This is a genomic window from Ottowia sp. (genome assembly GCF_035325765.1).
Classification (GTDB): Bacteria; Pseudomonadota; Gammaproteobacteria; order Burkholderiales; family Burkholderiaceae_C; genus Ottowia.
Genome location: NZ_DAOKZG010000029.1, coordinates 1 through 20,027, shown reverse-complemented (window position 1 = coordinate 20,027; position 20,027 = coordinate 1). Strand labels below are relative to the sequence as shown.

Genomic DNA, 20,027 nt, shown 5'->3' with positions numbered 1-20,027 from the left:
GGCTTGCGTCCGTCTCCTGGGAGTTGCCATGCAGATTTCCATGTACCAGGCTAGCGTGCCACGCCTGGTCAACGTGCTCCACAACCTGTCGGGCATGCTGGACAAGGCGCAGGCGCACATCGACGCGCACGGCATTGACGTGGCCGTGCTGATGCAGGCGCGCCTGGCGCTGGACATGTACCCGTTCTCCAAGCAGGTGCAGATCGCCTGCGACAAGGCGCGCAGCGTGGTGGCGCGCCTGGCGGGCATGGAGGTGCCGCGCTACGAGGACAACGAGCAGACCCTGGCCGAGCTCAAGGACCGCATCGCGCGCAGCATCGCCTTCATCCAGAGCGTGCCGCCGGAGCGCATCGACGGCACGGAGGACCACGAGATCGTGCTGCCGGTGACGCGCGTGGAGACACGCTACACCGGCCTGCAACTGCTGCTCGGCCACTCCATGCCGAACGTCTACTTCCACGTGGTCACCGCCTACAACATCCTGCGCGCGAACGGGGTGGCAGTGGGCAAGCGCGACTTCCTGGGGCAGCCGTGAAATGAATCACCCCCGTGGCCAGGGAGGCCACGGCCACGGGCGCCCCGACTGGCCTGTTCCGCGGCCACCGGTGGCGCGCGACGCCAGGGGCGCCTGATGCGAACCTGCGCTTGAAATCACGCATGACTTCGCTGCGCTGCGATGACGCGCCTGCGGCGCAGGATGGGGCCGGGCCCGTGCGCAGCGCCCCAGGCGCAGCGCTGAGATCGTCGCGGGCGCTGTTGCTGGATCGCCACGTCGCTGCGCGGCTCGCGATGATGGCGGCGGCCGTGGTCGTTCATCGTTCGATCGGCCCGCCTAAACTTGGCGCCCATGCAGCGGTTCCGTGTGCGCGCCGTCATCGTCTCCCTGGGCCTGGGCTGGGCCGCCGCTGTGCTGGCGCAGGCACTGCCCGAGGAGGTCAGCCAGGCGCTGGCGCGCGCCGGCGTGCCCGAGGCCCACGTGTCGATGACGGTGGTGCCGCTGGCACCGCCGCCCGGCACCGTCAGCCGCGTCGCCGCGCCGGTCAACCCGAGCGGCGAGGCCAATCCGGCTCCGGCCACCGCGGCGCCGCCGGCGCCGCGCCTGTCCTGGCAGGCCGACGTGCCGATGAACCCGGCTTCGGTCATGAAGCTGGTGACCACCTATGCCGGCCTCGACCTGCTGGGGCCCGCCTACTTCTGGAAGACCCGCGTCTACACCCAGGGCTACGTCCATGACGGCGTGCTGCACGGCGACCTGCTGATCCAGGGCAGCGGCGACCCCAAGCTGGTGCGCGAGCGCCTCGCCGAACTGATCGCGGCGATCCGCGACAAGGGCGTGCGGAGCATCGACGGCGACATCCTGCTCGATGGCAGCGTGTTCCGCCTGCCGCCGCACGACCCGGCGGCCTTCGACGACGATCCGCTGCGCCCGTACAACGTGGGGCCGGACGGTCTGCTGGTCAACTTCAAGGCGCTGGTGCTGCGCTTCATCCCGGACCCGGTCACCCGCCGCGTGCGCGTGGAGAGCGAGCCGCCCATGGCGGGGGTGCGCGTGCCGACCCGGGTGGCGAGCGCCAAGGGCGCCTGCGGCGACTGGCAGGCGCGCCTGGCGGCCGATTTCAGCGATCCGTCCGAGGTGCGGCTGGCCGGACGCTACCCCTGGTCCTGCGGCGAGCGCGAGTGGGCCGTCGCCTACGCCGATCCGGCCAGCCATGCGCCGCGCGTGATCGAGGGCATGTGGCGCGCCGCCAGCGGCGGCCTGAGCGGCCAGGTGCGCTGGCTGGACCGACCGGCCACCGGCCAGCCGCTGGTGACCGGCTACTCGCTGCCGCTGCTCGACATCGTGGACGACATCAACCTGTACTCGAACAACGTGATGGCCCAGCAGTTGTTCCTGACCCTGTCGGCGGCGGGCGACGGGCGCGGCAGCTTCGCGGAATCGACCAACCGGCTCAGGCGCTGGTGGCGCGAGCGCTTCGGCCTGCGCGCCGCGCCGGTGCTGGACAACGGCTCCGGCCTGTCGCGCGAGGGCCGCATCAGCGCGGACGCGCTGGTGGCGCTGCTGCAGGACGCCGCGCGCAGCCCGCATGCCGAGGCCTTCCAGCACTCGCTGCCGCTGGCCGGGGTCACCGGCACGGCCCGCTTCCTGGCACGCCGCAGCCCGGGCTCCGAGGCGATCGGCAGGGCGCGCCTGAAGACCGGCTCGCTGCGCGACGTCGCCGCCATTGCCGGTTACGCCTTTGGCCGCTCCGGCCAGGTCTATGCCGTGGTGGGCCTGATCAACGACCCCAACGCCGGCGCCGCGCGCGCCGCGCTGGACCGGCTCGTGGAGTGGGCGGTGCGCGACCAGTGACGCGGCCCGGGCGGCTCCCGGCTGGATGCAGCTGGCAAACCGGTGCACCCTGTCAGCGGTCGACCCTGCAACGCCGTTAAGATGGCTTTCCAGACTCGGCGGCCAGCCGCCGCAGGGGCACCGCCCCAGCAAGACAGGAGCTGAATCCATGACCTCCCCTTCCGCCGCCCCGATCCGCATCGGCATCGTGGGACACGGCAACCTGGGCCGCGGCGTCGAACTCGCCATCACGCACAACCCCGATCTGCGCACCGTCGGCATCTTCACGCGCCGCGACCCCGCCGCCGTGCAGCCGCGCATCGCCGGCACCCCGGTCCACCGCATGGACGACCTGGCCGCACGGGCCGACCAGGTCGACGTCCTGGTGCTGTGCGGCGGCTCGAAGGACGACCTGCCGCTGCAGTCACCGGCGCTGGCGGCGCGCTGCAACATCGTCGACAGCTTCGACACCCATGCGCACGTTCCCGAGCACTTCGCGGCAGTCGATGCGGCGGCGCGCGCCGCCGGGACCACCGCGCTGATCTCGGCGGGCTGGGACCCGGGCCTGTTCTCGATCCAGCGCGTGATGGGCGAAGCCCTGCTGCCCGACGGCGCCAGCTACACCTTCTGGGGCAAGGGCGTGAGCCAGGGCCACTCGGACGCGCTGCGCCGCGTGCCCGGCGTGGCCGGCGCGGTGCAGTACACGGTACCGGTCGAAGCCGCCATGCAGCAGGTGCGCAGCGGCACGCGGCCGGAGCTGACGACGCGCCAGAAGCACACGCGCGAGTGCTTCGTCGTGCTGGCACCGGGCGCCGACCGCGAAACCGTGCGGCAGGCCATCGTCACCATGCCCGACTACTTTGCCGACTACGAGACCACGGTGCGCTTCATCGGCGCCGAGGAACTGGCGCGCGACCACGCGGCCATGCCGCACGGCGGCTTCGTGATCCGCAGCGGCGACACCTCGGACGCCGCTCGGCACGTGATCGAGTACCGCCTGCAGCTCGGCAGCAACCCGGAGTTCACCGCCAGCGTGCTGGTGGCCTACGCGCGCGCCGTGTACCGGCTGCACCAGATGGGCCGCCATGGCGCCCACACCGTGCTGGACGTGGCGCCCGGCCTGCTGTCGCCGCGCAGTGCCGAGGAGCTGCGACGCGACTACCTCTGAACCACGGCCTGGCGGAGCCGGCGGCCAGGAGCGTGGGCGGCTGGAGGCGCGCCGGCTGCAACGCGCGAGAAACTGATCCATCGCGGTGCTGCCAACCGCACCCAGGGGGTCACCCTGAGCTTGTCAGTATCACCACGCTGTCCTCGCTTTTCGCACGTTTCGCTTCGGCGTCTTCTGCCGCCCACACTCCTAGGCCGGCAGGATCGCCACCGCCGCCTCGGACGACAGCAGCCGGAAGGTGAGCGTCTCCTCCAGGTAGAGACGCACCAGCGCGTCGGTGTGGTTGAGGTAGCCGATGGACAGGTCGCGCCCGAGGCTGAGCTCGAAGTCGCCGCCGCGCGTGGACAGGATGTAGGCGCCCTCGATCGCCGGCGCCCAGATCAGGTTGTCGCTGCCAATCAGGCGCTGCACGTGGTTCAGCACCGGGTAGCCGCGGTCGCTGGCCTCGAGCAGGGCGGTGTAGGTGTCGGCGCCCAGCACCGCGGCGTAGGGCCCGTCGACGCCGACCAGCTTGAGCTGCTTGAGTGCGGCCGCCACCACGTCCGGGAACTGCGCCGCCTGCGCCGGCAGGGCCAGCACCGGGTTGCTGCTGCCGTCGCGGATGCCCTCGATGCCGGCGGCGGCGTAGCCGAGGAAGATGGCGCGGTCCTCGGCGTGGGCCAGGCGCTCGGCCGCATCCTTGGCCGGCTGCCAGTCGGAATCGTCGGCACCGCGCTCGACGTCGTCAATGGCCTCGCGCGTGAGCTCGAAGGGCACGCGCAGCTCGACCAGCGGCATGACCACGCGCTGGCGCGCGATCACGCCCTCCTGTGGCGACTCCAGCGCCTTCAGGTGGCCGGTGCCGACGGCCGAGTGCCGGCTGCCGGCCTCGGCCACGTCGACGTCGACGGCACGCCGTCCCGCCAGGTTGCGGCGGAAGGTGCGCGCCACCTCCTCCTCGATCTGCGCCCAGGCGGCGTCGGAGATGGGGGCCAGTTCGCGGTGCAGGTTGTTCATGGCGAAATCCTCGGTGGCATGGTTTGTGGGCTCGACGCGCGGCCGCCGGGCCGCCTAGTCGCTGCGGCGGGGTGCCTGGGGCTGCCCCTTCAATGAACCGATGGCCAGCGTGCCGCTGCTGGCGGCGCCTGCACTGCCAGTCGGGGCCGCGTCCTCGCCGGCGAGAGGGTTGCCGTCGGCGAGTTGCTCCAGCAACTCGGTCGAGGGCACGAAGAACAGGGTGCCGGTGACGGCGGTGCTGAAATCCAGCAGGCGGTCATGGTTGCCGGGCGGGCGGCCGATGAACATGTTGTCCAGCATCTGCTCGGTCACCGCCGGGTCGCGCGCGTAGCCGATGAAGTAGGTGCCGTATTCGCCGCGCGCGGCGTTGGCGAACGGCAGGTTGCCGCGCACGATGGCGAGTTCCTCGCCGTCGTCGTCCTCGATGATGTTCAGCGCGACGTGCGAGTTGCTCGGCATCACGTCGTCGGCCAGTTCGATGTTGTCGTGCTTGGTGCGGCCGATGGCGCGCTCCTGCTCCTCGGTGGACAGGGCGTTCCAGGCCACCATGTCGTGCAGGTACTTCTGCACGATGACGTAGCTGCCGCCGGCAAAGCCCGGGTCCTCGTCGCCGACCAGCGCCGCCTCGACGGCTTCGCGACCTCCCGGGTTCTCGACACCGTCGACGAAGCCGATCATGGCGCGCAGGTCGAAGTAGCGAAAGCCGTGCACCTCGTCCACCGCGGTAACGGCGTCGCCCAGCGCGCGCATGATCTGCATCGCGAGCTCGAAGCACATGCGCTCGGACATGGCGCGGATGTGCAGCAGCAGGTCGCCCGGCGTCGAGGGCGCATGGTAGCGTGCGCCGCGCACCTCCTTGAACGGGTGCAGGCGCGCCGGCCGAGGGGCGCCGAAGAGCCGGTCCCAGGCGGCCGAACCGATGCCCAGCACCAGGCTCAGGCGCTGCTCGGGCTCGCGCATGCCGACGCTGCGCACCAGGCCGGCGGCATTGCCGCACAGGGCGCGCACGCGTTCCTCGGCGTCAGCGCCGGGGGCAATGTCCAGGACGATGAAATGAGCGGCCATGCCCTGCCCGGCCAGCACGGCCTGGGGCTCGGGAGCGTCGTCGGATGGGGTGCGGGGCATGTCAGGGTCCGTCGGAATAGCGCCAAGGGCTTACGGATCAGTCTAACCGCACCGACCGCGCGCTGTGCCCACGCTCGGGTCGCACGCCGTCACAGGCCCACCGGCAACGGTTGTCCTTCCTTGATCTCCTCCATCACCACGTAGCTGTTGCTCTGGGCCGGCACCGGGATCTGGCGCAGGATCTGGCCCAGCAGGTCGCGGTACTCGCGCATCGCCGACAGGCGCGCCTTGACGAGATAGTCGAAGCTGCCCGAGATCAGGTGGCACTCGATCACGCGCGGCTCCAGCAGCAGGGCCTGGCGCACCGACTCGAACACCTGGGAGGACTTGGACGACAGCGTCAGCTCAACGAACACCAGCAGACTGCGCCCCAGCGCCTCGGGATCGACGCGCGCGTGGTAGCCGAGGATCACCTTGTCGCGCTCGAGCCGACGCACGCGCTCGGAGCAGGGCGAGGTCGACAGCCCGATGCGCTGGGCCAGTTCGGTGATCGACAGGCGGCCGTCGCGCTGCAGCTCGTCGAGGATTTTTCGGTCAATTCGATCCAGCATCAGCATGATCCACCAAATCAATGTTGATTTGCAGTGATTTTGACTGGATACAGAAGCAAGAGCAATGCATTTCGGTGATTCTTTCCGCCGCACTCTCCCTACACTTTCCATCATCCGAAAGCAACAGTGGAGACAGTCATGAAAGTCATCGTTCTGGGCGGCGGCGTCATCGGCGTCAGCACGGCTTACTATCTGGCGCGTGCCGGTGCCGAAGTCACGGTGCTGGAGCGCGAGGCCGACGTCGCGCTGGAGACCAGCTTCGCCAACGCCGGCCAGGTTTCGCCCGGCTACAGCACGCCCTGGGCCGCGCCCGGCATTCCGCTCAAGGCCATCAAGTGGCTGTTCCAGCGCCACGCGCCGCTGTCGATCCGCCCGGACGGCACCCTGTTCCAGTTGCGCTGGATGGCGCACATGCTGCGCAACTGCACCAGCGCGCGCTACGCGGTCAACAAGGAGCGCATGACGCGCCTGGCCGAATACAGCCGCGACTGCCTGCGCCAGTTGCGCCAGGACACCGGCATCGAGTACGAGCAGCGCACCCTGGGCACGTTGCAGGTGTTCCGCACCGCCGCCCAGATGGAAGCAGCCAAGCGCGACACTGCCGTGCTGCAGGAATGCGGCGTGCCGTATCGCTTGATGACCGACGCGGCCGAACTGTCCGAATACGAGCCGGCGCTGGCACAGGCGCGCGGCCTGGTCGGTGGCCTGCAACTGCCGGGCGACGAGACCGGCGACTGCCAGCGCTTCACGACGCGGCTGGCTGAGCTGGCACGAGCCCTGGGCGTGCAGTTTCGCTTCAACACCGAGGTCGAGTGCCTGCAGACCAGCGGCCAGGCCATCAAGGGCGTGCGCCTGGCCAGCAGCGAAGTGCTCACCGCCGACCGCTACGTGCTGGCGCTGGGCAGTTACTCGCGCGCCCTGCTGGCGCCGCTCGGGCTGGACCTGCCGGTGTATCCGGTCAAGGGCTATTCACTCACCGTGCCCATCATCGACCCGGCACGCGCACCGCGCTCCACCGTCATGGACGAAACCTACAAGGTCGCGCTGACACGCTTCGACGACCGCATCCGCGTCGGCGGCATGGCCGAGCTGGCTGGCTTCGACCTGCGCCTGAACCCGCGCCGGCGCGAGACGCTGGAAATGGTGCTGGGCAACCTGTTCACCGGCGGCGACATCCCGCGTGCCGAATTCTGGACCGGCCTGCGTCCGATGACCCCGGACAGCACCCCCATCGTCGGCGCCACGCGCTACGTCAACCTGATGCTCAGCACCGGCCACGGCACGCTGGGCTGGACCATGGCCGCCGGCTCGGGCAAGCTGGTCGCCGACCTGACGCTGGGCCGCCAGCCCGACATCCGCACCGACGGGCTGGGGCTGGATCGCTACGATCGCAGCGGCCGTGACGAGCGGCGCTTCCACCAGCACGCGCCGGCCTGATCGAGCCAAGACAGAAAAGCCGCCTCGCCCTCACGGGCCGGCGGCTTTTTCTGGCTTGAAGGCGTCAGTGCTGGTGGCTCGGAAAGCTGAACACCGTGCCCTCGCGCACGCCGGCGGACGGCCAGCGCTGGGTGATGGTCTTGCGACGGGTGAAGAAGCGCACGCCGTCGGGGCCGTACATGAACAGGTCGCCGAACAGCGAGCGCTTCCAGCCGCCGAACGAGTGGTAGGCCACGGGCACGGGCAGCGGCACGTTGACGCCGACCATGCCGACCTGGATGTGGTCGGTGAACCAGCGCGCGGCCTCGCCGTCGCGGGTGAAGATGCAGGTGCCGTTGCCGTACTCGTGCGCATTGATGAGGTCCATGCCCTCCTGCAGCGACTGCACGCGCACGATGCCGAGCACGGGCCCGAAGATCTCCTCCTGGTAGATCTTCATGCCGGGCTTCACGTGGTCGAACAGGCAGGGGCCGAGGAACCAGCCGTCCTCGTGGCCCTTGACCTTGAGCGTGCGGCCGTCGACCAGCAGGATGGCACCCTCGGCGACGCCGCTGTCGACGTAAGCCCGCACCTTCTCGAAGTGCGCCTTGGTGACCAGCGGCCCCATGTCGTTGGCGTTGTCGCTGCCGGGGCCGACCTTCATCTCGGCGATGGCGGTCTTCAGGCCGGCGATCATGGCCTCGGCGGTGTCGTCGCCCACGGCCACGATCAGCGGCACCGCCATGCAGCGCTCGCCACAGGAGCCGAAGGCGGCGCCCATCATGGCGCTGACGGCGTTGGCGATGTCGGCGTCGGGCATCACGATGGCGTGGTTCTTGGCGCCGCCCAGGGCCTGCACGCGCTTGCCGGCCTTGCAGCCATCGGCGTAGATGCGCTCGGCGATCGGGGTGGAGCCGACGAAGCTCACGGCCTGGATGCGCGGGTCGGCGAGCAGGGTGTCCACCGCCTCCTTGTCGCCGTTCACGACGTTGAGCACGCCCGGCGGCAGGCCGGCTTCCAGCGCCAGCTCGGCGATGCGCAGCGTGGATGAGGGGTCGCGCTCGCTGGGCTTCAAGACGAAGGTGTTGCCGCAGGCCACCGCCAGCGGCCACATCCACAGCGGCACCATGGCCGGGAAGTTGAACGGCGTGATGCCGGCCACCACGCCCAGGGGCTGGAACTCGGACCAGGAGTCGATGCCGGGGCCGGCGTTGCGCGTATGCTCGCCCTTGAGCAGCTCGGGCACGCCCATGGCGTATTCGATGTTCTCGATGCCGCGCTGCAGCTCGCCGTGCGCATCATTGAGCACCTTGCCGTGCTCGGCGGTGACGAGGGCGGCGATCTCGTCGGCGTGCTGCTCCAGCAGGTTCTTCAGCTTCATCATCACGCGCGCGCGCTTGAGCGGCGGCGTGTCGCGCCAGGCCGGGAAGGCGGCGGCGGCGCTGGCGATGGCGCGCTCCACCGTGGCCTGGCTGGCCAGCTCGACGCTGGTGTGCGAGGTGCCGGTGGCGGGGTTGAACACCGGCTGGCTGCGGCCACCCTCGTGGACGACCTGGCCATCGATCAGATGGCCGACGGTGGCGGTGACATTCGGGTCGCGTTGCATGGGTCTTGTTCCTCCAGGGGTCGCGCTCAGGCCACTTCGTCCAGCGCGTCGCCGACGGCGCTCACGAGACGGTCAATCTCGGCCTCGGTGCTGATGAAGGGCGGCGCGAGCTGGATGGTGTCGCCGCCGTAGCGCACGTAAAAGCCCTTCTTCCAGCAGGCCATGGCGATCTCGAACGGGCGGCGCGCCGGCTCGCCCGGCAGCGCGGCGATGGTCAGGCCGGCGGCAAGGCCGTAGCTGCGGATGTCGGCCACATGCTTCGCGCCCTTCAGCCCGTGCACGGCGCGCGCGAAGTGCGGCGCCAGCGCGCGCACGCGGCCCGGGCCGTCCTCGCGCTCCAGCAGGTCGAGCGCCGCCAGGCCGGCCGCGCAGGCCACGGGGTGGCCGCTGTAGGTGTAGCCGTGGGCGAACTCCAGCATGTAGTCGGGCCCGCCGGCGGCCATGAAGGTGTCGTAAATCGCCTTGCTGGCCACCACGCCGCCCAGCGGCTGCACGCCGTTGGTGACCTGCTTGGCGAAGGTCATGAGGTCGGGCACGACGCCGAAGGCGTCAGAGCCGGTCATGGCGCCGCAGCGGCCGAAGCCGGTGATGACCTCGTCAAAGATCAGCAGGATGTCGTGCTGGGTGCAGATCTCGCGCAGGCGCTCCAGGTAGCCCACGGGCGGGATCAACACGCCGGCCGAGCCGCTCATGGGCTCGACGATGACGGCGGCGATGTTGCTGGCGTCGTGCAGCGCGATCAGGTCCAGCAGGCGGTCCGCCAGCTCGCGCCCGCCCCCCTGCGGCTGGCCCTGGATGAAGCTGCCGACCGGGGGCTGGATGTGCGGCAGGTGATCGGCCTCGATGCCCTGGCCAAAGACCTTGCGGTTGCCGACCATGCCACCCACCGAGACGCCGCCGAAGTTGACGCCGTGGTAGCCCTTCTCGCGCCCGATCAGGCGCGTCTTGCCGCCCTGGCCGCGCGCGCGCCAGTAGGCGCGCGCCATCTTGAGCGCGGTGTCGGCGGCCTCGGAGCCGCCGCTGCAGAAGAACACATAGTCCAGCCCCTCGGGCGTCAGCTCCTTGACGCGGTTGGCCAGTTCGAACGCCAGCGGGTGGCCGAACTGGAAGCCCGGCGCGTAGTCGAGCTGCGCCGCCTGGCGGCCCACGGCCTCGGCGATCTCGCGCCGGCCATGGCCCAGGCCCGAGCACCACAGGCCGGACAGGCCGTCGAACACCTTGCGCCCGTCGGCGTCGGTGAAGTACGCGCCCTCGCCGGCGACGATCAGGCGCGGGTCGCGCTTGAACTGGCGATTGGCGGTGAAGGGCATCCAGTGCGCGTCGAGCCAGGCGGCGTCGCGGCGGATGGCGGGGGTGGCGGTCTGGGGCGTGAGGACGGTGGTCATGACAGGTCTCCTTCGAGCGGGCGCGTTTGGGCCCATGCGGCGATTGTCGGCGCGTGCTTTAATTCATCAAATAGGCAAATGACCAAGTTCACTTGACTGTTCATGAAAGTCAAAGCACCCGCGCCCCGCGCCCGCGCCGTGCTGGGGCAGGTCAGCGACATGGACCTGCGCCTGTTGCGCGTGTTCAAGGCCGTGGTGGACTGCGGCGGCATGGCGGCGGCCGAACTGGAGCTGAACATCGGCATCAGCACCATCAGCCGCCACGTCAAGGACCTGGAGACGCGGCTCGGCCTCGTCCTGTGCCGGCGCGGGCGTGCCGGCTTTGCGCTCACGGCCGAGGGCCAGCGCGTCTACGACGAAACGCTGCGCCTGCTGGCCGCGGTGGAGGGTTTTCGCGCCGGCGTCGACGACATCCACCAGCGCATGGGCGGGCGCCTGGCGGTGGGCCTGTTCGACAAGACCGCGAGCAACCCCGAGGCCCACATCGCCCAGGCGATTGCCGCCTTTCGCGCCCAGGCCCCCGACGTGGCGCTGGAGTTGCACGTGGGCACCATCCAGGCGATCGAGCGCGGCGTGATGGACGGCAGCCTGGCGGTGGGCGTGGTCCCGGCGCACCGCAGCGCCGCCAGCCTGCGTTACGACCGGCTGTTCGGCGAGACCATGCACCTGTATTGCGCGCCCGGCCACCCGCTGTTCGACGCGCCGGCGGCGCAGCTGGACTGGGACGGCTTGCGCCGCCGGCGCGACTTTGCCGGCCTGGGCTACCACTCGCCCAACATGGAGCTGGCGCACGCGCGCGGGCTGCCGCGCGCCGCCACCGGCTTCGACCAGGAGGCCATCGCCACGCTGATCCTGTCAGGCTGCTTCCTCGGCTTCCTGCCGGATCATTACGCCGCGGCCTTCGAGCGCCAGGGCCGCATGCGTGCCGTGCAGCCACGGCGCCTGCGCTACGCTTGCGACTTCGTCAGCGTGCTGCGCCGCTCGCCCCGGCCGCCGCGCGCGGCGCTGGCCTTCCACCGCGCGCTGCTGGGCGCCCATCCCCAGCCTGGGGAACCCGCATGAGCAACGACACCCACCGACTGCAGCAGGCGCTGGCCGCCGCGCCGACCGCAGAGGATCCGCTCGCCCAGGTGCGGGCCTTGCGCCAGGCACAACTGGCCGCCTGCGCCGTGCGCGGGGGGCGCGAGATCGCACGCCTGCAACAGCAGGCGCGCGCGGCGGCAGCGACGCCTGCGGACACGGACGCAGCGCCCGCCGCCGACCACACGCCGACCCCGCAATCCGCCCGCACGCCCTGACGCCGGTGCGCGCATCGGCCGCGCCGGGTTGCGCCCGCGGGCGACGCCTCAGAGTCGACGATGCTCGAGCGCCGGAAGCTGGCGTCGCCGCGCCGCCAGGGCCACGGGATCGAGTTCGGCCAGCACCACGCCCGCACCCTCGGCACGCACGCCCAGTACCTCGCCCCAGGCGTCGACCACCATGCTGTGGCCCCAGGTGCGCCGGCCGTTCTCGTGCACGCCGCCCTGCGCCGGCGCGACCACGCCGCACTGGTTCTCGATGGCGCGCGCGCGCAGCAGCACCTCCCAGTGCGCCTGCCCGGTGACGAAGGTGAAGGCGCTGGGCACCAGCAGCAGATCGGCGCCCTGGGTGGCGTAGCGACGGTACAGCTCGGGAAAGCGCAGGTCGTAGCAGATGCTCAGGCCGACGCGCCAGCGATGGCCGTCGTTCGACGGCAGATCGAAACACACCGGGGTATCACCGGGCGCCAGCACCGCCGCCTCGTCGTAGGCGCGCTCGCCATCGTGGAAGCGAAACAGGTGCATCTTGTCGTAGACGGCAACCCGCTCGCCGGCCGGCGAGAACACCAGCGACGCGTTGCGCACCCGCCCCGCCTGGGGCGGCTCACAGGCCAGCGGCAGCGTGCCGCCGACCAGCCACAGACCCAGGTCACGCGCCGTGCGCGCCAGCCAGTCCTGGATCGGGCCGCTGCCCAGCGGCTCGGCCAGCGCCAGCTTGTCGGTGTCGCGCCGCCCCATGACGCAGAAGTACTCGGGCAGCACGGCCAGCTCGGCGCCATTCGCGGCGGCCTGGGCCAGCAGGATCTGCGCGGCCTGCAGGTTGGGGGCGACTTCGATGCCCGAGACCATCTGGATGGCGGCGACCTTCATCGGTGTTCTCCTGGCGCCGGCACCGTCTCCGCCGCGGGCGCCTGCACGGACTGGATGTCCGGATTGTCCCAGCTGCCCGTGATGCGGAACTCGCGCGTCGCGGCCTGGGCCAGCGGGCCCTTGAGCACCAGTTGCGCCAGGAAGGCGCCAATGCCGATGGCCGGATTGATCAGGGTGGCCGCCAGCGCGGCGGTGCCGGCATCGATTTCCGGCACCACCAGCACGCGCAGCGTCTGTGTCTCGCGCGCCAGGTCGACGTGGCCGTCCATCAGCACGGCGGCGTTCACCCCCTTCATCTGCAGGTTCTCCGTGCTGGCGACGCCACGGCGCACCTGGGCGTCACTGCGCACGTAGTCGAATGCAAAGCCACTGCTGAAGACGTCGCGGAAGTCCAGCGTCAGGCGCCGCGGCAGCGCCTGCAGGCTGAGCACGCCCAGCAGCTTGGCGATGCCCGGCTCGGCCTTGAGGAACTGGCCGGCCTGCACGTCGATGTGCACCTGCCCGTCCAGGCTCGGGTAGTGCGGTGCGGTGGGCGAGCCCGCCCAGCCGAGCCGGCCGGCAATCTGCCCGTGCCCGCCGCGCAGCACCTCGTGCATGCCGAAGCGCTCGAGCAATGCGCCGGCGTCCTCCACCTCGAGCCGGAAATCCAGCGCCGTGTCGTTGGCGGCGCCGCCATCGCGCACGCCGGCGCGCCCGGTCAGCCAGCGCCCGCTGGCCTGGAGCTGCGCCTGCGGCGTGACCAGCGCCAGGCGCGACAACTGCCATTCGCGCGCGGGCGCGGTGGCGCCATCGGCCGCCGGCGCCGTCTCGCGATTCACCGCCTGCACCTCAAGCCGGCCGAGCTTCTTGCCGCGCAGCTCGAAGTCCTCGATCTCCACGTCCAGCGCCGGCAGACGTCCGGATGGCTGCGTCGCTTGCGGTCTCGCGCTCGCTTCGGCCTCGGTCTCTGTCTCTGTCTCGGCGGGCAGGCTGAGCCGTGCCAGGCGGGCGCGCAGGGTGCCGGGATCGGAGCCTGCCCCCTCGATGTAATCGATGCGCCCGTCCAGCTCGCGCGCGTGCGCGTCGACGCGCCAGCGTCCCTGCTCGTGTGTCAAGGTGGCGGCGAGCGCATGCAGCCGGCGCGCGCCGGCGCGCAACTCGTCGACCCGCACCGACCACCGGCTGGGCAGGGCGTCGGCGTAGGCCTCGGCGGGCGCGTCGGCATCGCCCGCCGGCTCCGGACGCAAGGCCAGCCAGGCGTCGGCGTCAAGCTCCGGCAGCTCGATCCAGGCGCGCACGCCGCGCTCCGGCAGCGCCAGGTCGCCGAGCGCCGCCGCGCCAAGCGCCACCGCTCCGCGCAGCACGCGTGCCGGCGTCGCCGCCGTGGTCTCGTACTCCACCGCCAGCCGATCGGCCACGCGCAGCTGCAGGCGCTCGGCACCCTCGGCTCCGGCGCGCGCGTTCGACGCGTAACGCAGCGGCCAACGGGCCCCGACCGCCTTGGCCAGCGGCTGCGGCAACGCCAGCGCCAGCCCGTGCAGGTCGCTGTGCACCACGATATCGGGCGTGGCGGCGTCAAACCGGATCTCCGCCGTGTAGTCCGCGCTGCCGCTGGCGTGCCGCGCCAGCTCGGCCACCGGGCCCCATTGCGTCATCGCGCGCAGGCCTTCGGCACTGGCCGAGCCACGGGCACGCACCAGCACCGGCGAAGTGCCCGCGGCATCGGACGGCTCGGTGCCGCCCGACACCACGGCCTGGCCCCCCAGCGCCTGCACGCGCGCATCCTCGATCGCAAAGCCCTGCTCGGTGAACCGCACCGTGCCGTGCGCCTGGGCCAGCAAGGGCGCGGCCCCGCCGAAGCGCAGGTCGTTGCCCGCCAGTGTCACATGGCCGCGTACGCGCGACTCCGCCAGGCGCTCCAGCGGCAAGTCGAGCTGGAGCCCGAGCACCGCATCCCGCGTGCCGCGGGCATCATCCAGCGCATGCCGTGTATAGGCCGCCACCGGCGAGGCGCGCACGATGCCAAGCCCGGCGTCCAGCGCGCCGCGCCCTTCGGCACGCACCTGCACGCGCTCCTGCTTGAAGTCCGCAATCGTGGCCTCGATGCCGGCAAAACGCCAGCCCGGATGACCCTGCACCGCGGCCGAGGCGCCCTGCACCCGCATCCCGGCGCGCTCGAACAGCAGCTCGCCCGCGAGCGCCTCCAGCGGCGGCCAGGGCGGCTCATCGGCCGACTGCAGGCCGCGCGGCACGTAGGCCATGGTGACGCCGCTGACCGGGCCGGCAAAGCGAAATTCGCCGACTTCGCCCGGCAGGTTGAAGGGCACCTCGCGCAGCTTGCCGCTCACCTGCACGGCAATGTCCCGCCCCTCGCCCTGGCGAATGGCATCGCGCACGTAATGCCGCGCCTCGGCCGGCAGGCTGAGCGGCAGATAGCGGTGCACGGCGGCGGCGCTGGCACGGCTGAACGCGCCACGCAGATCGAGCACGCCCGGCCAGCGCGGGCCACCGCCGTCGGCGTCCTCGCCGCTGTGCCAGCGCGCGCTGAAGCGTCCACTGGCGTCGTCGTTGCGCAGCACCAGTTCGGGCACCTCGAGTGCGATGCGCTCGCCCTCGATGCGCCAGCGCGCCTGCGCCGTGAGTTCGGCCAGCGCGATGCGCGGCTGCTCGAAGACACCGGGGAATTCCAGCCCGCCGGCGCGGATCTGCAGCGCCAGCTCGCCGCCGCCGGGCGTGGCGTCGAGCTCGAGCGCGGCGCCATCGATGCCCGGAACCCCGGGCTCGAACGCGCCGGCCGCCGCGGACGCCTGGGCGCGCGCGCCGATGGCGAGGTCGGTGAACCGGACCTGCACCCGCCAGTCGGCGGGTGCCGTCAGCGTGCCCTGCCAGCGTGCCTGCAGCGCCTGCACCTGGCCCGACACCGGCTGCTGGCGCAGGCGCTCACGCAGCGCCAGCGGCAGCGGCAGGCGGTCGGCCAGGCGCGCCAGCGCCGCCAGGTCCAGCCGATCCGCCTGCAGCGTGCTTGCGGGCGCGGTCGTGGCAGCCACCTGGCGCAGGCGGAAGTTGCCACCGGGCCAGGCCGTGCCGTCCGCCTCGACGAACTGCAGCCCGCGCGTGCCGAGCTCGAAGCCGCCATCGCGCTCGTGCCAGTCGAGCCGCCCCTGCAGGCGCGCCAGTCGCAGCGCCGGCAGATCGGCGCCGAGGACCACGTCCAGCCCCGTCAGCCCCAGGTCCACGGTTGCGCCCACCGGCGCCCCGTGCCGCACGTCCAGCCACAGGCGCAGCGCCCCGGTGCCGGCCTGCAGGTCGACCTGCCAGCCCGGGGGCAGCAACGCCAGCTGCGCCAGGCGCCCCAGGTCCAGGCGCGGCAGGCTGGCGTGCAACTGCCCGTTCCAGGCGCGCCAGTCGCCGGCGTGTCGGCTCAGCAGCGGCTGGCGGAACTGGCCCACCAGCGTCAGGCGTTCGCCCCAGCCCGGATCTGGCGTGGCATCCACGCGGAACTCGTGGCGGCGCGGCGGATTGCGCAGCACCGCATCGATTGCGGTCACCATCACCGGCGCCGCGCCCTGTTGCTCGTCGAGCCAGCGCAGCCGGCCGCCGCGCACCAGGATTTCCTCCTGCGCGAAGACCCAGTCCAGCGCCGGGTTCGGGTCGCCGTCCGTGGCGGAGATCTCGAACCCCGCCAGCCACAGCCGCCCCGCGCGGTCGCGGCGCAGTTCGAGTTCGGGCTGATCGATCACCAGCTGCGCCAGCTCGCCGCGCAGCAGCGAGCCGATCGAGACCGTCACCAACAGGCGCGCGACCTCGAGCGCCGGCTGGCCCGCAGCGCCCAGCACCTGCGCCGCATGCACCGAGATCGTCGGCACCAGGCCATTGGATTCGGCCCGCAAGGCGCCCAGCACCACCGGCGCGCCCAGGGCGCGCGTGGCCAGCTGCTCCAGCCGCGGACGGAAATCGTCGATTCGCGGCACAATGAACCAGTGCAGGCTGGCCCAGGCGATCACGGCCAGCAGCCACAGCGCCAGGGCCGCACGCAGGCTCCAGCGCGCGACGGCGGCGGCGACTCGGCGGAGGGGTGACCGGATCAAGGCGGTTCTGCGGGTGATCGATTGGAGGCCTTGAGGGCCCGCATCAGGCAGCAAGGAAATTATGACCCGCGGCAACGCGCAAGGTTTCGCGAGCGAACAGACACCAGCGCTGGCCGGCCTGGCCAGTCATTCACGCATGGTGCAGCGGCTGCGCCGCCGCTACCCGGACGAACTGGGCCTGCTGCCCGCCGGCACGCCGAGCCGCGCGAGCCTGGTCGAATGCCTGGCCACGCTGCGCGCGCGCGGGCACGACACCGGCGCGGCGCTGCGCATCCTGCGCCAGCTGGTGCTCGAACGCCTGGTGGTGCTCGACTGCGAGCAGGGCGCCGCGCTGGCCACCGTCACCGGGGTCATGACCGCGCTCGCCGAACTGGCACTCGATGTCGCCTGCGCCGACGCGTTCGCGCACCTGGACGCGCGCCACGGCGAGCCGCGCGCCGCCAGCGGCGCGCGCACCCCATTCTGGGTCATGGGCATGGGCAAGCTGGGCGCGCGCGAACTGAACGTATCGAGCGACATCGACCTGGTCTACCTGTACGACGAGGAGGGCGAGACGCGCGGCCTGGCCGACGGGCGCGGCCGGGTGTCAGTGCACGAGTACTTCACACGCGCGGCACGCCACATCGGCGCCCTGATCGGCGACGTCACCGAGCACGGCTTCGTGTTTCGCGTCGACCTGGCGCTGCGCCCGAACGGCAACAGCGGTCCGACCGTGTGCTCGCTCGAGACGCTGGAAGAATACATGCTGGTGCAGGGCCGCGAATGGGAGCGCTTTGCCTGGCTCAAGGGCCGAGCGGTGGCGCCCCGGGCGGCGATTGCCGCGGGCGCCGCCGCGCCGCTGCGCGGCGTGGTCCAGCCCTTCGTGTTTCGCAAGTACCTGGACTACAGCGTGTTCGACTCGCTGCGCGTGCTGCACCGCCAGATCCGCGAACACGCCAACCGGCGCAGCGCCGGCCGGCCGGGACGCGCCAACGACGTCAAGCTCTCGCGCGGCGGCATCCGCGAGGTCGAGTTCATCGTGCAACTGCTGCAGGTGGTGCGCGGCGGCCAGTACCCCGAACTGCGCACGCGCCCGACGCTGAAGGCGCTGCAGCGCGTGGCGCGCGCCGGCCTGATGCCGCAGGCCACCGCCGACGCGCTCGCCGCCGCCTACACCTTCCTGCGCCGCGTCGAACACCGCATTCAATACCTCGACGACCAGCAGACCCACGTGCTTCCGACACGCGACGACGACCTCGACTGGCTGGCCCACACCCTGGGCTACGCCAGCGTGTGCCCCTTCCTGGGCGACCTGGACGCACACCGCGAGACCGTGGCCGAGGAGTTCGATCGCCTGCTCGGTGGCTCGGTGCCCTGCCGCACCTGCGGCAAGAAGCCCGATGCCCCGGCACCGGCGGCCCCCGCCCCGAACGACCTGGATGAGGTCGCCGCCCTGGTCGCCAGCGCCGGCGTGCAGGAAGCGCTGACGCGCTGGTGCCGGGAGCCCCGCGTGCAGGCCCTGCGCGACAGCACGCGCCAGCGCCTGCTGCAGTTGCTGGTGCGCACTGCCGGCTGGCTGGGCGAGGGCCGCGTGGGCGACACCGCGGTGCTGCGCTTCATCGACTGGCTCGACAGCCTGCTGCGGCGCGAGAGCTACTACGTCCTGCTGCTCGAGCGGCCCGCCGTGCACGAGCGCCTGCTGCGCGTGCTGGGCATGGCGCGCTGGCCGGCACGCTACCTGATGCAGCACCCCGGCGTGATCGACGAGCTGGCCGGCCCCAGCCTGCTGGCCCAGCGCTTCGATGCCGCCCAGCTCGAACGCGAACTGGAGGAGCGCCGGCTCGCCCTGGCCCGGGGGGGCGAGGACGACGAGGAAAACCTGCTCGGCCTGCTGCGCCGCGCGCACCAGGCCGAAGTGTTCCGCACCCTGGTGCGCGACGTCGAGCGCCGCATCACGGTCGAACAGGTGGCCGACGACCTGTCGGCACTGGCCGACGCCATCCTGCGCGTCACCGTGCGCTGGTGCTGGTCCCGGCTGCGCCAGCGCCACCGCGTCGTGCCGCGCCTGGGCCTGATCGCCTACGGCAAGCTGGGTGGCAAGGAACTCGGCTACGGCGGCGACCTGGACCTGGTGTTCGTGTTCGACGACGACGACGAGCGCGCGCCCGAGGTGTACGCCGCCTTCGTGCGCAAGCTGATCACCTGGCTCAGCCTGCAGACCGGCGAAGGCCACCTCTACGACATCGACACCGCCCTGCGCCCGAACGGCAGCTCGGGGCTGCTGGTGACCCGTTTCGACGCCTACGCCGACTACCAGCAGCAGCGCGGGAGCAACACCGCCTGGACCTGGGAGCATCAGGCGATGACGCGAGCGAGGATGGTGCCCCCACGCTCCCCTGCTGCGCAGGGTGCGCTGCCCCCCGAGGGGGCCGCCGCCCGCCTTGGGAGCGGCCCGGCGGCGGACGGAGTGGTGCCCCCACACTCCCCTGCTGCGCAGGGTGCGCTGCCCCCCGAGGGGGCTCCCGCGGAGACCGACGACGAGGCCTTCGACCTCACGGCACGGTTTGACGCGGTGCGCCACGCGGTGCTGACGGCGCCGCGCGACCGGGCGGCGCTGCGCGCGGAGATCGCTGACATGCGGCGCAGGATGCATGCCGCCAACCCGGTGCGGCCTGGCCTGTTCGACCTCAAGAACAGCCCCGGCGGCATGATCGATGCCGAGTTCGTGACCCAGTACCTGGTGCTGGCCCACACGGCCGAGCACCCCGAGCTGGAACCCAACCTGGGCAACATCGCCCTGCTGATCCGCGCCGAGGACGCCGGCCTGCTGCCGCCGGGCGTCGGCCGCGCCGGCGCCGACGCCTACCGCAGCCTGCGCTTCGCCCAGCACATCGCGCGCCTGGACGAGCAGCCGACGCAGGTGCCGGAGGAATCGCTGGCGCAGGAACGCACAGCGATCGGCGCGCTGTGGCAGGCGGTTTTTGGCTGACGCGGTCTGGCCGACTTGCTTTCGGAAACGTAGCTGCCTGCGCTTCTTGTCAAGTGCTGGAGGTGTTTTTGGCGCTCAACTTTGGATAGGAAACGCTCTTGCCGTCTTTCGAGAGCACCACGTCTTTGCGCGCTTCGAGCAACACGCACACCTGCTGCGCTAGTGCAGTGTTTCACGCTATCAGGCACTTATAAACCTATTTTCCTCAGTTACCCCGATGCCAACGCGATCAAACCGGGGTTGGGTTT

General features: G+C 71.6%; 14 protein-coding genes. 7 read left to right on the top strand and 7 right to left on the bottom strand.

Going from position 1 to position 20,027, the window contains the following annotated elements; all coding sequences use genetic code 11:
• The first annotated feature begins 28 nt into the window (after window positions 1-28).
• The 3 genes from PKA16_RS10430 to PKA16_RS10420 all read left to right on the top strand — a co-directional run bounded on the left by PKA16_RS10430 (window position 29) and on the right by PKA16_RS10420 (window position 3,497).
• Window positions 29-535 carry a DUF1993 domain-containing protein gene (locus tag PKA16_RS10430; protein ID WP_324403010.1) on the top strand — a complete coding sequence of 169 codons (507 nt, stop codon included), beginning with the start codon at window positions 29-31 and terminating at the stop codon, window positions 533-535.
• A 312-nt stretch (window positions 536-847) separates the two neighbouring features.
• Window positions 848-2,350 carry a D-alanyl-D-alanine carboxypeptidase/D-alanyl-D-alanine-endopeptidase gene (dacB, locus tag PKA16_RS10425; protein WP_324403008.1) on the top strand — a complete coding sequence of 501 codons (1,503 nt, stop codon included), beginning with the start codon at window positions 848-850 and terminating at the stop codon, window positions 2,348-2,350.
• A 148-nt stretch (window positions 2,351-2,498) separates the two neighbouring features.
• Entirely contained in the window at window positions 2,499-3,497 is a 999-nt protein-coding gene (locus PKA16_RS10420; RefSeq protein ID WP_324403006.1) for a diaminopimelate dehydrogenase, read from the top strand.
• 189 nt (window positions 3,498-3,686) lie between these two features.
• On the opposite strand, the gene PKA16_RS10415 is transcribed toward PKA16_RS10420, so the two are convergent.
• The 3 genes from PKA16_RS10415 to PKA16_RS10405 form a co-directional block, all read right to left on the bottom strand.
• Window positions 3,687-4,493, bottom strand: a complete 807-nt coding sequence (locus PKA16_RS10415) for a family 1 encapsulin nanocompartment shell protein (protein ID WP_324403003.1) — start codon at window positions 4,491-4,493, stop codon at window positions 3,687-3,689.
• Between the two features lie 54 nt (window positions 4,494-4,547).
• Window positions 4,548-5,618, bottom strand: a complete 1,071-nt coding sequence (locus PKA16_RS10410; RefSeq protein WP_324403001.1) for a Dyp-type peroxidase — start codon at window positions 5,616-5,618, stop codon at window positions 4,548-4,550.
• A gap of 89 nt (window positions 5,619-5,707) precedes the next feature.
• Window positions 5,708-6,175: an AsnC family transcriptional regulator gene (locus tag PKA16_RS10405; protein WP_324402999.1), complete on the bottom strand. Its 468-nt coding sequence runs from the start codon at window positions 6,173-6,175 to the stop codon at window positions 5,708-5,710.
• A gap of 132 nt (window positions 6,176-6,307) precedes the next feature.
• Here PKA16_RS10405 and PKA16_RS10400 point away from each other — a divergent pair, with 132 nt between their 5' ends.
• Window positions 6,308-7,606, top strand: coding sequence for a D-amino acid dehydrogenase (locus PKA16_RS10400; protein ID WP_324402997.1), 1,299 nt, complete (start codon window positions 6,308-6,310; stop codon window positions 7,604-7,606).
• Between the two features lie 64 nt (window positions 7,607-7,670).
• Here PKA16_RS10400 and PKA16_RS10395 read toward each other — a convergent pair whose 3' ends face one another.
• Both PKA16_RS10395 and PKA16_RS10390 read right to left on the bottom strand, forming a co-directional pair.
• The gene (locus PKA16_RS10395) at window positions 7,671-9,191 is read right to left on the bottom strand and encodes a CoA-acylating methylmalonate-semialdehyde dehydrogenase (RefSeq protein WP_324402995.1); all 1,521 of its coding nucleotides are present in this window, start codon (window positions 9,189-9,191) and stop codon (window positions 7,671-7,673) included.
• A gap of 26 nt (window positions 9,192-9,217) precedes the next feature.
• Window positions 9,218-10,576: an aspartate aminotransferase family protein gene (locus PKA16_RS10390; RefSeq protein WP_324402993.1), complete on the bottom strand. Its 1,359-nt coding sequence runs from the start codon at window positions 10,574-10,576 to the stop codon at window positions 9,218-9,220.
• Between the two features lie 102 nt (window positions 10,577-10,678).
• On the opposite strand from PKA16_RS10390, the gene PKA16_RS10385 reads away from it, so the two are divergent.
• Both PKA16_RS10385 and PKA16_RS10380 read left to right on the top strand, forming a co-directional pair.
• Window positions 10,679-11,638, top strand: coding sequence for a LysR family transcriptional regulator (locus PKA16_RS10385; protein ID WP_324402991.1), 960 nt, complete (start codon window positions 10,679-10,681; stop codon window positions 11,636-11,638).
• Window positions 11,635-11,874, top strand: a complete 240-nt coding sequence (locus PKA16_RS10380) for a hypothetical protein (protein ID WP_324402989.1) — start codon at window positions 11,635-11,637, stop codon at window positions 11,872-11,874. Before PKA16_RS10385 ends, PKA16_RS10380 begins: the two co-directional genes overlap by 4 nt.
• 48 nt (window positions 11,875-11,922) lie before the next feature.
• Here the strand turns inward: PKA16_RS10380 and PKA16_RS10375 are convergent, their stop codons facing one another.
• Both PKA16_RS10375 and PKA16_RS10370 read right to left on the bottom strand, forming a co-directional pair.
• Complete coding sequence (locus PKA16_RS10375; protein ID WP_324402988.1) at window positions 11,923-12,744, bottom strand: carbon-nitrogen hydrolase family protein; 822 nt, start codon at window positions 12,742-12,744, stop codon at window positions 11,923-11,925.
• Window positions 12,741-16,811 carry a YhdP family protein gene (locus PKA16_RS10370; protein WP_324402986.1) on the bottom strand — a complete coding sequence of 1,357 codons (4,071 nt, stop codon included), beginning with the start codon at window positions 16,809-16,811 and terminating at the stop codon, window positions 12,741-12,743. The genes PKA16_RS10375 and PKA16_RS10370 overlap by 4 nt, the downstream gene beginning before the upstream one ends.
• Window positions 16,812-16,872: 61 nt before the next feature.
• Here PKA16_RS10370 and glnE point away from each other — a divergent pair, with 61 nt between their 5' ends.
• Window positions 16,873-19,779, top strand: coding sequence for a bifunctional [glutamate--ammonia ligase]-adenylyl-L-tyrosine phosphorylase/[glutamate--ammonia-ligase] adenylyltransferase (glnE, locus tag PKA16_RS10365; RefSeq protein ID WP_324402984.1), 2,907 nt, complete (start codon window positions 16,873-16,875; stop codon window positions 19,777-19,779).
• The last annotated feature ends 248 nt before the right edge of the window (window positions 19,780-20,027 follow it).